A 13,439-nucleotide genomic window follows, 5' to 3' on the forward strand; every position below is an offset into this window, starting at 1 on the left:
TCAGGCTCACCCGCCTTCGGCGTCTCACTCAGCGCCGTGTCGCGGAGGGGAGGTGCGGATCGCCACCGGCGCGGTGCTCGAGCCACAGCACGCCCAGCGGAGGCAGCACCATCGAGGCGCGGCCGCCCTCGCCCGCGTGGACGATGCCGAGGTTGCCGACGCCCGAGCCGCCGAACTCCTGCGCGTCGGAGTTGAGGATCTCCTGCCACGCGCCCTCCTCCGGGAGGTCGAGCTGGTAGCCGTGGATCGGCGTGCCGGAGAAGTTGCAGACGACCGCGACGGTGCCGCCGTGCCAGTCGCGACGGGCGAACGCGATGACGTTCGGGTTCCACGACGGCGCACCGAGCCGCGAGAACGCGGCGCCGTCGCTGTCGCGCGACCACAGCGCGGACGAGCCGCGGTACGTGCGGTTCAGCATGGCCACGAAGGACTGCAGCTGCGCGTGCGCGGGCTGGTCCAGCATCCACCAGTCCAGCCCACGGCCCTCGGACCACTCGGACATCTGCCCGAACTCCTGGCCCATGAACAGCAGCTGCTTGCCCGGGTGTCCCCACATGTACGCGAGGTAGGCGCGCATGTTCGCCAGCTTCTGCCAGTGGTCGCCGGGCATGCGCCCGAAGAGGCTGCCCTTGCCGTGCACGACCTCGTCGTGGCTGATCGGGAGGATGAAGTTCTCGCTGAAGGCGTACACGAAGGAGAACGACAGCTCGCCGTCGTGGTGCGAGCGGTACATGGGGTCGCGTGCGATGTAGTGCAGCGAGTCGTTCATCCAGCCCATGTTCCACTTGAAGCCGAAGCCGAGACCGGCGTGGCTCGTAGGCTGCGTCACGCCGGGGAAGCTCGTGGACTCCTCGGCGATGATCGCGATGCCGGGATAGCGCTTGTAGGAGGTGCCGTTCACCTCCTGCAGGAAGCGGATCGCCTCGAGGTTCTCGCGACCGCCGTGGACGTTCGGCTCCCACTGGCCCTCCTCGCGCGAGTAGTCGAGGTAGAGCATGGACGCGACCGCGTCGACCCGCAGGCCGTCGACGTGGAACTCCTCGAACCAGTACAGCGCGTTCGCGACGAGGAAGTTGCGCACCTCGTTGCGGCCGTAGTCGAAGATGAGCGTGCCCCAGTCCTTGTGCTCGCCGCGACGGGGATCCGGGTGCTCGTAGAGCGCCTCGCCGTCGAAGCGGGCCAGCGCGAAGGCGTCCTTGGGGAAGTGGCCCGGCACCCAGTCCATGATCACGCCGATACCCGCCTGGTGCAGGCGGTCGATGAGGTAGCGCAGGTCGTCGGGGCTGCCGAAGCGGCTCGTCGGGGCGTAGTAGCCCGAGACCTGATAGCCCCACGAGCCACCGAAGGGGTGCTCGGCGAGCGGCAGGAACTCGACGTGCGTGAACCCCTGCTCCGTGACGTACTCGATGATCTGGTCGGCACCGTCGCGGTAGCCCAGGCCGGGACGCCACGAGCCGAAGTGCAGCTCGTAGATGGACATCGGGCGCGAGACCGGCGTGGTGCGAGCGCGCTCGGTCATCCAGTCGCCGTCCGCCCAGCGGTAGTCGGATGTGGTGACGACGGAGCCGGTCGCCGGCGACACCTCGGCCAGGCGCGCCATGGGGTCGGCCTTCTGGATCCAGTCGCCGCGGCGGGTCAGGATCTCGTACTTGTACGTCGAGCCCGCTCCGACGCCCGGGGCGAAGATCTCCCAGACTCCGGTGCCGCCCATCGAGCGCATCGCGTGGGACTGTCCGTCCCAGCCGTTGAAGTCGCCGATCACGCGCACCGCGCGGGCATTGGGCGCCCAGACGGTGAAAGCGGTCCCGGGGACGCCGTCGTCGGTGCGCACGTGAGCGCCCAGCACGCGCCAGAGCTCCTCGTGACGTCCCTCGCTGATGAGGTGGAGGTCGAGCTCGCCGATCGTGGGAGCGTGGCGATACGGGTCGTCGGCAGTCCAGTCCGGTCCGCCGTCGTAGCTGGCGGTGATCTCGTAGGCACCGGGGCTGCCCGCGCGCGTCCCCTCCCAGATGCCCGAGCGCACGTGGTCCAGCGGCACCTGCGTGCCGTCGGCGAACGTCGCGGTGACGGCGGACGCCATGGGGCGGCGCGTGCGCACCGTCCAGGTCTGCGCGCCGGTGTCATCGGCGCCGGCATGGAGGCCGAGGACGCCGTGCGGGTCGTGGTGGGCGCCTGCGGCGATCGTGTCGAGGAGTATGTCGTCGAGGCTCATCGGGATTCCTTCACGTGCAGGATGTGGACGGGTTCGGTGAATGCGTCGAGCCGCACGAAGTCGTGGTCGGACCACGTCCACTGCGCACCGGTGAGCAGGTCCTCGACCTCGAACGGCTCGCCGGGGGTCACGCCCCAGACGCGGGTGTCGAGGTGGACCATCGTCTCGCGGGCCGAATGAGGGTCGACGTTGACGGCGACGATGATCGTGTCGGCCCGTCCGTCGGGGGAGAGGGCGGCGTCGAGGTGCTTGACGTACACGAGGATCGCGTCGTCGTCGCTCCAGTGGACCGAGAGGTTGCGCAGCTGACGCAGCGCGGGGTGCGCCCGCCGGATCTCGTTCAGGCGGCGCAGGAACGGGGCGAGGGAGTCACCGCGCTCTTCTGCGCCCTCCCAGTCGCGGAGCTTGTACTGGAACTTCTCGTTGTCGATGTTCTCCTCGGCGCCCGGTCGGGCCACGTTCTCGAAGAGCTCGAAGCCGGCGTAGACGCCGTATGTCGGGGCAGCCGTCGCGGCGATCGCCGCACGGATGCGGTACGCCGGACGGCCGCCGTACTGCAGGTACTCCGTGAGGATGTCGGGCGTGTTGACGAAGAGGTTGGGACGCAGGAAGTCCGCGGTGTCCTGCGAGACCTGCGTGAGGAACTCCTCGAGCTCCTCCTTGGTGTTGCGCCAGGTGAAGTAGGTGTAGCTCTGCTGGAAGCCCGCCATCGCGAGGCCCTGCATCGGAGCCGGACGCGTGAACGCCTCCGCGAGGAAGACGACGTCGGGGTTCTCCTGCGTGACCGTGGCGATCAGCCATTCCCAGAACTGCAGGGGCTTGGTGTGCGGATTGTCGACGCGGAAGATCTGCACGCCCTGCGCGATCCAGTGCCGGACGATCCTCAGCACCTCCGCCTTGATGCCCTCGGGGTCGTTGTCGAAGTTGACCGGGTAGATGTCCTGGTACTTCTTCGGCGGGTTCTCGGCGTAGGCGATGGTGCCGTCGGGCAGTGTCGTGAACCACTCGGGGTGCTCCGTGACCCAGGGGTGATCGGGGGCGGCCTGCAGTGCGAGGTCCAGCGCGATCTCGAGGCCGGCGGTGCGCGCGGCGCTGACGAAGGCGCGGAAGTCCTCGAGCGTGCCGAGGTCGGGGTGCACGGTGTCGTGTCCGCCCTCGGTGCTGCCGATGGCCCACGGCGAGCCCGGATCGCCGGGGCCGGCGTTCAGCGTGTTGTTGGGCCCCTTGCGGTTGAGGCGGCCGATCGGGTGGATGGGCGGCAGGTAGAGCACGTCGAAGCCCATGTCGGCGACGCCGGCGAGACGCGCGGTGGCCGAGCGGAAGGTGCCGCTCTCGATCGTGCCGTCGGCCTTCTGCTTCGCGCCCTCCGAGCGGGGGAAGAACTCGTACCAGGCGCCGACGCCGGCGCGCTCGCGCTCGACGAGCAGCTCCTGTCGCGGGCCGAGCGTGACGAGCGACGTGACCGGGCGATCCGCGAAGAAGGCGGCGATCGCGGGGTCGCGCACGATGTCCAGCGCGGTGGCGTCGCCGACCGCAGGGTCGCGCAGAGCGGCCGCCGCGCCCTTGAGCGTGCGCCGCTCGGCGACGGAGCGGTCCTTCTCGGCCCGCGCGCCGTCGAACAGGCGGGCGCCGATCTCGCGCATCAGGGGCGCGTCGACGCCGGCGGCGATCTTCAGCTCGGCCGCGTGCTCCCAGGTGGCGAACTCGTCGGCGAACGCCTCGAAGCGGAAGCTCCAGACGCCCTGCACGAGCGGCGACACGATGGTGGCCCACCGGTCGAAGCCGTCGTTCAGAGGGGAGAGGCGGTGCAGCGATTCGGTGCCGTCGGGCGCGAACAGACGCACGTGGACGCCGATGAGGTCATGACCCTCGCGGAAGGCCGTGACGCGGAACGGCACGACTTCTCCCACGTAGGCGGTCGGCCGGAACGCGCCTCCGGGCACGGAGGGGAACGGCAGCGCCAGGGGGATGCGCCCCGTGCGCGTCCGGGCGTCGGTTTGGAACGCCTCGGCTGGTCGGAGCGGGATCGTGGAGCCGCTGCGGGTGAGGATCGGGGATGCGGTGCGCTTCGGTGTGGCCACGATCCGAACCTACCGCCCGGATCACGTCGCGCGAAGGAGCGGGACCGGTGCTGGCCTGTCCCGCGCGGGCGTGCTAGGAGGCGTCGCCCACGGCGCGGAACAGATGCATCGAGGTGGGGTCGACCTCGATGACGTCGCCGGGCTCGTAGACCGCCCGATCCGCGCGCGGCTCCTCCTCCGCGCTGCTCCAGAGCGACTCGTAGTGCTCGACGCCGTCGACCTGCGGCAGGACGACGCGGGTGGGGCGCTCGTCGCCGTGGACGATCAGCAGGATGCGGTTGAAGTCCTCCACGTGCGGCGTCGAGGTCGCGACGTACTGGAGCGTGCGGTGCGCGGCGCTGGTCCAGTCGGCGATGCCCATCGTCTCACCGTCCACGCCGTACCAGTCCATGACGGACGCCCCGGGCACCTGCACCTCCTCGTGCGCGAAGCGCATCGGCCGGAGGGCCGGGTTCTCCCGGCGCGCGGCGGTGAGGGTCCGCACGTGCGCGGCCAGGTGCTCCTGCCAGGGCTCGGTCTCCCAGGAGAGCCACGTGAGCGGCGAGTCGTGGCAGTAGGCGTTGTTGTTGCCGTCCTGCGTGCGGGCGAACTCGTCGCCGGCGGTGAGCATCGGCACGCCCGCCGACAGCAGGAGGGTGCCCAGCAGGTTCCGCATCGCCTTGCGTCGCGTCGCGAGGACGGTCTCGTCGTCGGTCGGTCCTTCGACGCCGTGGTTGAACGAGCGGTTCGTCCCGGCCCCGTCGCGATCGTGCTCGCCGTTGGCGAGGTTGTGCTTGACGTCGTAGCTGACGAGGTCGTGCAGGGTGAAGCCGTCGTGGGCGGTGACGAAATTGACGCTCGCGAGGGGACCGCGTTCGGCGCTGAAGGTGTTGGCGGAGCCGGCGAGTCGGGCGGCGAAGCCGCCGATGCCCACGGGCGCGACATCCGCCCGGCGGGCGTAGTCGACGTCGCTCAGCCAGAAGTTGCGGACCCGGTCGCGGTAGCGGTCGTTCCATTCGCTCCAGCCGTCGCCGAAGTTGCCGGTCTGCCAGCCGCCCATGCCGACGTCCCACGGCTCGGCGATCATCTTGACCCCTGCCAGGGCGGGGTCGTCGATGATGGCGCGCAGGAGCGGGTGCTCGGGCGTGAACGTGTGGTGCGCGTCCCGGCCGAGCGTCGCAGCGAGGTCGAAGCGGAAGCCGTCCACTTGGCAGTCGTTCGCCCAGTAGCGGAGCGAATCGAGCACGAAGCGGGCCGCGGCATCCGTCGACGTGTTCACCGAGTTGCCGCAGCCGGTCACGTCGATGTAGGCGCCGTCGTGCTGCTGCCGGTAGTACGACCGGTTGTCGATCCCGCGGAAGCTCGTGCGCGGCTCGCCGATGTCGGCCTCGGCCGTGTGGTTGTAGACGACGTCGAGGAGGACCTCGAGGCCCGCCTCGTGCAGGAGCCGCACCATCCCCTTGAACTCCCGCAGCACGGCCTCTGCTCCCTCGCGCCGGTTGGCTTTCGTGGCGTACGGGGCGTGGGGCGAGAAGAAGTTGACGGTGTTGTAGCCCCAGTAGTTCGAGAGACCCAGGTTGAGGAGGCGGGGTTCCGTGGTGAAGGCGTGCACCGGCAGCAGCTGCACGCTCGTGATGCCCAGCGTCTGGAGGTGCTCGATCATCGCGGGGTGCGCCAGGCCCGCGTACGTGCCGTGCAGGGCGGGGGGAACGAGCGGATGCCGCTTCGTCAGGCCCTTGAGATGACCCTCGTAGATCACCGTGCGATCCATCGGCACGGCCGGCTTCGCGACGCCGCCCCAGTCGAAGCCGCCCTCGACCACCACCGACCGCCAGTCGTTGACGCCGCCCCGCAGCAGGCCGCGCGAGTAGGGCTCCAGGAGGAGAGAGCCGGGATTGAACATGTTGCCCGGTCCGTGCGGCCCGTCGACCCGGATCGCATACCGGGCGCCGGGGCGCAGGAGCGACGTCGTGACCTCCCAGACGCCACCACCGACGTGGACGAGCGGGAGGGTCTCGATCGCCCAGTCCAGATCGGTGTCGTCGAAGATGACGAGACGGATGCCGTCGGCGTGGCCGGACCACACGCGGAGAGTGCCGACTCCGTCGTGCAGGGTGACGCCCAGACCGTCCCACCGCGGGTCGAGCAGAGCGGGCGGCGGGGCGATGGCGAGATCGTGCTCCGTCAGGACCATGCGACCTACAGTAGTCAGGGCGGCCGCACCGGCCGACCGGGGAGAACGGGGGGCTGCGGATGCACGCCTACCTCGACCACGCCGCCACCACTCCGCTGCGGCCCGAAGCCCGTGACGCCTGGCTGGCCGCAGCCGACGTGGTGGGCAACGCGTCGTCGATCCACGGCGGCGGACAGGCGGCCCGACGGCTGTTGGAGGAATCGCGCGAGCGCGTCGCCGCGGTGCTGGGCTGCGAAAGCGTCGAGGTGGTCTTCACCTCCGGCGGCACCGAGGCCGTGAACCTCGGTCTCAAGGGCCTGTGGTGGTCGCGCCCGGAGGACGCCGACACGATCGTCCTGCCCGACGCCGAGCATCACGCGACGAACGACGCCGTCGAGTGGCTGCGCCGACACGAGGGCGCGTCCGTCCGTCCGGTCGCCGTCGACACGCGAGCCGGCATCCCCGTCGCCCGGTTCGCGGAAGCCGTCGCCGACCCCCGCACCGCGCTGGCCACGGCGCTGGTGGCGAGCAACGAGGCCGGGACGCTCAACGACGCCGCGGGCCTGTCCGCCGCGGCGGCCGAGTGCGGCATCCCGCTGCACCTCGACGCGATCGCCGCGTTCGGTCACGTGCCCGTCGACGTCGCCCGGTGGCGGGGCCACGCCCCGGCGGGCGCGGGGCTGGTGGCGCTCAGCGTGTCGGCGCACAAGGTCGGCGGGCCGGTCGGCGTCGGCGCCCTCGTCGTGTCGCGGACGGCGGCGCTCACCGCCCTGCTGCACGGCGGAGGGCAGCAGCGCGGGCTCCGCTCCGGCACGCAGGATGTCGCCGGCGCGACGGCGTTCGCCGTGGCGGCCGAGCTCGCCGATGCCGAGCGCGAGGCGGAGGCCGCGCGGCTCGGCGACCTCCGCGATCGGCTGGTGCGCGGCATCCGGCACCTCGTTCCGACGGCCGAGCTGCTCGGCGATCCGCAGAACCGCCTGCCGGGCAACGCCCAGCTGCTGTTCCCGGGGTGCAGCGGTGAGACCCTGCTGTTCCTCCTCGACCAGGCCGGCGTCGCGGTCTCGACGGGGTCGGCCTGCCAGGCCGGAGTGCCCGAGCCGTCGCACGTCGTGCGGGCCATGGGGCGCACGGAGGCCGAAGCACGCTCCGTGCTGCGACTGACGCTGGGCCGCACGTCGACCGAGGCCGACGTGGAGGCGCTGCTGGCGGCGCTGCCCGACGTCCACGCTCGCGCGCTCGCCGCGGCATCGCCCCGGCGGCGCTCCGAGTCGGCGGTCAGCACCGCCTCGTAGACTGGCCGCATGCGTGTTCTTGCGGCCATGAGCGGGGGAGTGGACTCCGCCGTCGCCGCCGCCCGCGCGGTCGAGGCCGGTCACGACGTCGTCGGCGTGCACCTCGCGCTCTCGCGCGCGGGCGGCACGCTGCGCACCGGCAGCCGCGGCTGCTGCACCATCGAGGACGCGATGGACGCGCGGCGCGCGGCCGACCTGCTGGGCATCCCGTTCTACGTCTGGGACTTCTCCGAGCGGTTCCGCGACGACGTGATCGAGGACTTCGTCGCCGAGTACCGGGCGGGACGCACGCCGAACCCGTGCATGCGCTGCAATGAGCGCATCAAATTCGCCGCCCTCCTCGAGCGGGCGCTCGAACTGGGCTTCGACGCGGTCTGCACCGGTCACTACGCGCTGCTGGTCGACGGGCCCGACGGTCGCGAGCTGCATCGTGCATCCGACGCCGCGAAGGACCAGTCCTACGTTCTCGGCGTGCTGACGGCTGAGCAGCTCGCGCACACCTACTTCCCGCTCGGCACCACGCCCTCCAAGGCGCTGGTCCGCGCGGAGGCGGCGGAGCGCGGCCTCACCGTCGCGCAGAAGCCGGACAGCCACGACATCTGCTTCATCCCCGACGGCGACACGCGCGGCTGGCTCGCGGAGAAGGTCGGCACCGCGACCGGCGACATCGTCGACCGCGCCGGAGCGAAGGTGGGCACCCACGAGGGCGCCCACGCGTTCACGGTCGGTCAGCGTCGCGGCCTCTCGCTGGGCGTGCCCGCCCCCGACGGCAAGCCCCGCTTCGTGCTGGAGATCCGTCCCGTCGACAACACGGTCGTGGTGGGGCCGCGCGATGCGCTGGCCGTGGCTGAGATCTCGGGGTCGACCTACTCCTGGGCCGGGGCCGCGCCGGCGGCATCGGCATTCGCGTGCGCCGTGCAGATCCGCGCGCACGCCGACCCGGTGCCCGCCCACGCGGTGTGGGATCAGGACGCCGCGACCGTCGTCGTCACGCCGGTCGAACCGCTCGACGGCATCGCCACCGGCCAGACCGCGGTGCTCTACGACGGCACGCGCGTCATCGGGCAGTTCACGATCGACCGCACCGTCTCGGCGGTATCCGTCGACGCCTGACCGGTCAGCGCTCGGCTCGAGGACTCGCGAGAGCGTCGGAGGCCGTCCATAGACTGGGGCGGTGACCGACGCGGAGCTTCCCACCGGACTGTCGCGCGAGGATGCCCGCGCCGAAGTGCAGTCGCTCATCGACAAGATCACGGGCGCGCGCGACGCGTACTACGGCCGTGACGCCGAGCTCGTCGACGACGCGACCTATGACGGATGGATGCATCGGCTCGAGGCTCTCGAGCGGGCGTTCCCCGAGCTGCAGGGTCAGGACTCGCCGACGCAGACGGTCGGCGCCGCGCAGGCGTCGATGTTCGCGCCGATCACCCACGCCGAGCGGATGCTGAGCCTGGACAACGTCTTCTCGCCCGAGGAGCTGGCCGAGTGGTGCGCCAAGGCGCAGGCGTCATCGGGCCGCACCGTGCGCTGGCTCACCGAGCTGAAGATCGACGGTCTCGCGCTCAACCTCCGGTACGAGAACGGGGTGCTCACCTCGGCGGCGACCCGCGGCGACGGGCGGGTCGGTGAAGACGTCACGGCCAACGCCGTGCGCGTCGCGGGCATCCCCGAACGCCTGTCGGGCAACGGTCACCCGCCGCTGGTCGAGGTCCGCGGCGAGGTGTTCATCCCCGTCGCCGCCTTCGAGCGGCTCAACGCCCTGCAGGCGGCGCTGCGCGACCGGGTCGTCGACGAGGCCCGCGCCCGCGGGCGGGCCTTCGACGAGGCGAAGTCCACGTTGAGCGCGGAGCGGCGGTTCCCGTCCTTCGCGAACCCCCGCAACGCCGCCAGCGGCGGCCTGCGACAGCAGCTGGAGAAGAAGGACGGTCTCGAGCTGGAGGCGGGCCAGGCGCGCCTCGACTCGCTGAGGATGTACGTCCACGGCATCGGCGCGTGGGAGAAGCCGCCGGTCTTCTCGCAGAGCGAGGTCTACGCGCTGCTCGCCGGGTGGGGCCTCCCGACGAGCCCGCACTTCCGCACGGCGGACGACATCGAGGGCGTTCTCGCCTTCGTCGGCCACTACGGCGAGCACCGGCACGAGGTCGAGCACGAGATCGACGGCGTCGTGGTGAAGGTCGACGAGCTCGCCCTGCACGACGAGCTCGGGTCCACGAGCCGCGCCCCGCGGTGGGCGATCGCCTACAAGTACCCGCCCGAGCAGGTCAACACGAAGCTGCTCGACATCGTCGTCTCGGTCGGCCGCACCGGACGAGCGACGCCGTTCGCCGTGATGGCGCCGGCGCGCGTCGCGGGCTCGGTCGTGCGCCAGGCCACCCTGCACAACCAGGACATCGTGAAGGCGAAGGGCGTGCTCATCGGCGACACCGTCGTGCTGCGAAAGGCCGGCGACGTGATCCCCGAGGTGCTCGGACCGGTGGTCGAGCTGCGCGACGGCACCGAGCGCGCATTCGTGATGCCGACGCACTGCCCCGAGTGCGGCTTCGAGCTCGCGCCGGCGAAGGAGGGCGACATCGACCTGCGCTGCCCGAACACGCGGTCGTGCCCGGCGCAGGTACGCGGACGGGTCGAGCACATCGGGTCCCGCGGAGCGCTCGACATCGAGGCCCTGGGCGAGGTCACCGCGGCGGCCCTGACGCAGCCGTCCGTCCCCGAGGAGCCGCCACTCGAGACCGAGGCCGGACTCTTCGACCTCACCCTCGAACAGCTGATCCCGATCGAGGTCGTCGTCCGAGACGCCGAGACGGGCGAACCCCGGGTCGATGACGCGACCGGCCTGCCCGTCCGTCGCGCTCCGTTCCGGCGCAACCCGTCAGCCGCGGAGAAGAAGGCCGGCGTGACGGGCCCGCAGCCCTCGGTGCAGGCCACGCGCCTGATCGAGGAGCTCGAGAAGGCCAAGACGAAAGACCTGTGGCGCTACCTCGTCGCGATGAACGTGCGCCACGTCGGTCCGGTCGCCGCCCGGGCGCTGGCGCAGTGGTTCGGCTCGGTCGAGGCGATCCGCGCCGCCTCCCGAGACGAGCTGGCCGCGGTGGAGGGAGTGGGAGGCATCATCGCCGACGCCCTCGTGGACTGGTTCGAGGTCGACTGGCACCGCGACATCATCGACCGCTGGAGCGCCGCGGGGGTGCGGCTCAGCACGCCGGGGCATCCCGGGCCCGGCGGTGCGGTGGTGCAGGGCGGGGTGCTGGAGGGCATCACCGTGGTGGCGACCGGCTCCCTGGACGGCTATTCCCGCGAGGGGGCGCAGGAGGCGATCCTGGCCGCCGGCGGGAAGGCGGCCTCGAGCGTGTCGAAGAAGACGGACTTCGTCGCGGCCGGGCCGGGCGCGGGCTCCAAGCTCGGCAAGGCCGAGGCGCTCGGCGTGCGCATCATCGACGCGGCCCAGTTCCGTCTGCTGGTCACCGAAGGTCCGGGAGCGCTGGCGCTGCCCGAGGAGACGACCGGCGAGGGGACGACCGAATCGGCGCCACTCGATGACGTGCCGCCGGGCACGACCGAGGCGGACTGATCCGACATGTCGCGGTGGATCTATCGGCTCGTCCCGACTCGCCCCGGGATGCTCGCGGCTCCTACTCCCGAGGAGGAGATGGCGATGGCCGAGCACGCGGACTACCTGGACGCGCTCACTGCGGCCGGGATCCTGCTCCTCGCCGGCCGATCCGAGCACGGCGGAGCACCGGGCATCACGATCTTCGAGGCGCCGGACGAGGCCAGCGCCCGCGCGGTCTCTCAGACCGATCCGGCCGTCTCGGCGGGTGTCATGTCGGCAGAGCTGTATCCCTACGCGGTCGACGTCCCTGGGGGCGACTGAGGCGCGCCCGGAGGGGCCGGCCGCGGCGCGGGTCGTCCGCGCCGCTCCTCAGGAGCGGCCAGCCGCCGCGCCGCTGCTCAGGAGCGGTCGGCCTCCGCGAGCATCTTCTCGCGCACCTGACGGCGCAGCACCTTCCCGATGAGCGACGTCGGCAGCTCGTCCACCACGACCACGCGACGCGGGACCTTGTAGGGCGTGAGGATGCCGCGGGCGAACGCCCGCACCTCCTCCACGTCGACCGGGCCGTCGCCGTCCACGACGATCGCGGCGATGACGTCTTCGCCGGAGTGCGGACTCGGCACCCCGACGACGGCGACGTCGCGCACGCGCGGATGCTGGCGGAGGGCGTTCTCCACCTCGGTGGGCGCGACGTTGAAGCCGCCGGTGATGATGAGCTCCTTGATGCGGTCCACGATGCGGACGAACCCGTCCTCGTCTATCTGGACGATGTCGCCGGTGCGGAACCAGCCGTCCACGAAGACGGCCGCGGTCTCCTCCGGCCGGCCGTAGTAGCCGCCGAAGACCTGCGGGCCGCGCACGAGCAGCTCGCCGCGACCGCCCGGCTCGACATCGCGGGTCGGCTCGTCTGGATCGACGACCCGGCACTCCGTCCCCGGCAGCGGGAGGCCCACCGTCCCGGGCACGCGGTTGTCGGCGACGGGGTTGGCCATCAGCACGGGCGAGCACTCGCTGAGGCCGTACCCCTCGACGAGGAACCCGCCGGTCGCCTCCTCGAAGGGGACCACCAGCTCGTGCGGCAGGGCCATCGCACCCGAGATCGCGACCTCCGTGCCGGCCAGTGAGACGCCCTTCTCCCGCGCAGCCTTCAGCAGACGGTCGGCGATGGGCGGCACGAGCGGCAGGAACGTCGCGGGATGCTTCTTCGTGACGGCCAGCACCAGGTCGGGGTCGAAGCGCGGGAAGAGCACGAGACGTGCACCCATCGACATCGCGAAGGTCAGGCACAGCGTCAGGCCGTAGGCGTGGAACATCGGCAGGACCGCGTAGACGACGCAGCCCTCGCCGCGAACGATCGACGGCACCCAGGCGCGGGCCTGCGCGGCATTGGACACCAGGTTCCGGTGAGTCAGCGCGGCCCCCTTGGGGGTTCCGGTCGTGCCGCTCGTGTACTGGATGATCGCGAGATCATCGGTCGCCGGACGCGGGTGCGCGGGGGAGATCGGCGCGGCGCGCAGCAGCTGCTCCCACGGCACCGTCCCCGTCACGCGGGCGTGCAGCGCTGCACGCGACGCGCGCGCCTTCGCGATCGGCAGTCTCAGAGCCGCGCGCGTCGCGAGCGGCATGGCCCGCGTCACGTCGACGGAGATCAGCGTGCGCACGGCGAGGTCGGCCGGGAACTCCTGGATCGTGGCGACGACCTTGCTCCACGCGATGACCGTCGTGGCCCCATGGTCTTCGAACTGCTTCCGCAGCTCGCGGGGCGTGTACAGCGGGTTGTGCTCGACCACGACCGCCCCGAGTCGCAGCACCGCGTAGAACGCGACGATGTGCTGCGGGCAGTTCGGCAGCACGATGGCCACCGGATCTCCGGCGCCGACGCCCTGCGCCGCGAGTCCGGCGGCCGCTCGGTCGATCTGCTCCGACAGCTCGCGGTAGGTCGTCTCGCGTCCGAAGAACTGCAGGGCCGCAGCATCCGGGTAGTCCCTCGCCGATGCCTCGACGATGTCCACCAGCGATCCCGACACCGGCTCGAGGTCGTCCGGCACCCCCGGAGCGTAGCTGCGGATCCACGGCCGAGGCGGGTCGTATACGGTCACTCGCTCAGCCTAGGACGCGTCGACCGCCGACCGGGGGAGCCCGGAGAGTCCCC

General features: G+C 71.6%; 8 protein-coding genes. 4 read left to right on the top strand and 4 right to left on the bottom strand.

What is annotated here, in order from left to right; all coding sequences use genetic code 11:
- Nucleotides 1-28: 28 nt before the first annotated feature.
- From glgB to glgX, 3 genes are all read right to left on the bottom strand, one after another.
- Complete coding sequence (gene glgB, locus ABC304_RS12665; protein WP_412931138.1) at nucleotides 29-2,212, bottom strand: 1,4-alpha-glucan branching protein GlgB; 2,184 nt, start codon at nucleotides 2,210-2,212, stop codon at nucleotides 29-31.
- Nucleotides 2,209-4,293 (bottom strand): maltotransferase domain-containing protein, encoded by a 2,085-nt coding sequence (locus ABC304_RS12670; RefSeq protein WP_412931140.1) that lies wholly within the window; start codon nucleotides 4,291-4,293, stop codon nucleotides 2,209-2,211. The genes glgB and ABC304_RS12670 overlap by 4 nt, the downstream gene beginning before the upstream one ends.
- A 73-nt stretch (nucleotides 4,294-4,366) precedes the next feature.
- Nucleotides 4,367-6,466 (bottom strand): glycogen debranching protein GlgX, encoded by a 2,100-nt coding sequence (glgX, locus tag ABC304_RS12675; RefSeq protein WP_412931141.1) that lies wholly within the window; start codon nucleotides 6,464-6,466, stop codon nucleotides 4,367-4,369.
- 59 nt (nucleotides 6,467-6,525) lie between these two features.
- On the opposite strand from glgX, the gene ABC304_RS12680 reads away from it, so the two are divergent.
- The 4 genes from ABC304_RS12680 to ABC304_RS12695 all read left to right on the top strand — a co-directional run bounded on the left by ABC304_RS12680 (nucleotide 6,526) and on the right by ABC304_RS12695 (nucleotide 11,608).
- Complete coding sequence (locus ABC304_RS12680) at nucleotides 6,526-7,737, top strand: cysteine desulfurase family protein (protein WP_412931142.1); 1,212 nt, start codon at nucleotides 6,526-6,528, stop codon at nucleotides 7,735-7,737.
- A 9-nt stretch (nucleotides 7,738-7,746) separates the two neighbouring features.
- The gene (gene mnmA, locus ABC304_RS12685; protein ID WP_412931144.1) at nucleotides 7,747-8,850 is read left to right on the top strand and encodes a tRNA 2-thiouridine(34) synthase MnmA; all 1,104 of its coding nucleotides are present in this window, start codon (nucleotides 7,747-7,749) and stop codon (nucleotides 8,848-8,850) included.
- Nucleotides 8,851-8,911: 61 nt separating this feature from the next.
- Nucleotides 8,912-11,305, top strand: coding sequence for an NAD-dependent DNA ligase LigA (ligA, locus tag ABC304_RS12690; protein ID WP_412931146.1), 2,394 nt, complete (start codon nucleotides 8,912-8,914; stop codon nucleotides 11,303-11,305).
- A gap of 6 nt (nucleotides 11,306-11,311) precedes the next feature.
- Nucleotides 11,312-11,608 carry a YciI family protein gene (locus tag ABC304_RS12695; RefSeq protein ID WP_412931148.1) on the top strand — a complete coding sequence of 99 codons (297 nt, stop codon included), beginning with the start codon at nucleotides 11,312-11,314 and terminating at the stop codon, nucleotides 11,606-11,608.
- 77 nt (nucleotides 11,609-11,685) lie between these two features.
- On the opposite strand, the gene ABC304_RS12700 is transcribed toward ABC304_RS12695, so the two are convergent.
- A complete protein-coding gene (locus ABC304_RS12700; protein ID WP_412931149.1) occupies nucleotides 11,686-13,386 on the bottom strand; it encodes a long-chain-fatty-acid--CoA ligase in 1,701 nt (566 codons plus the stop codon).
- Nucleotides 13,387-13,439 lie beyond the last annotated feature (53 nt).

This window comes from Microbacterium jepli (genome assembly GCF_047237905.1).
Lineage (GTDB): Bacteria > Actinomycetota > Actinomycetes > Actinomycetales > Microbacteriaceae > Microbacterium.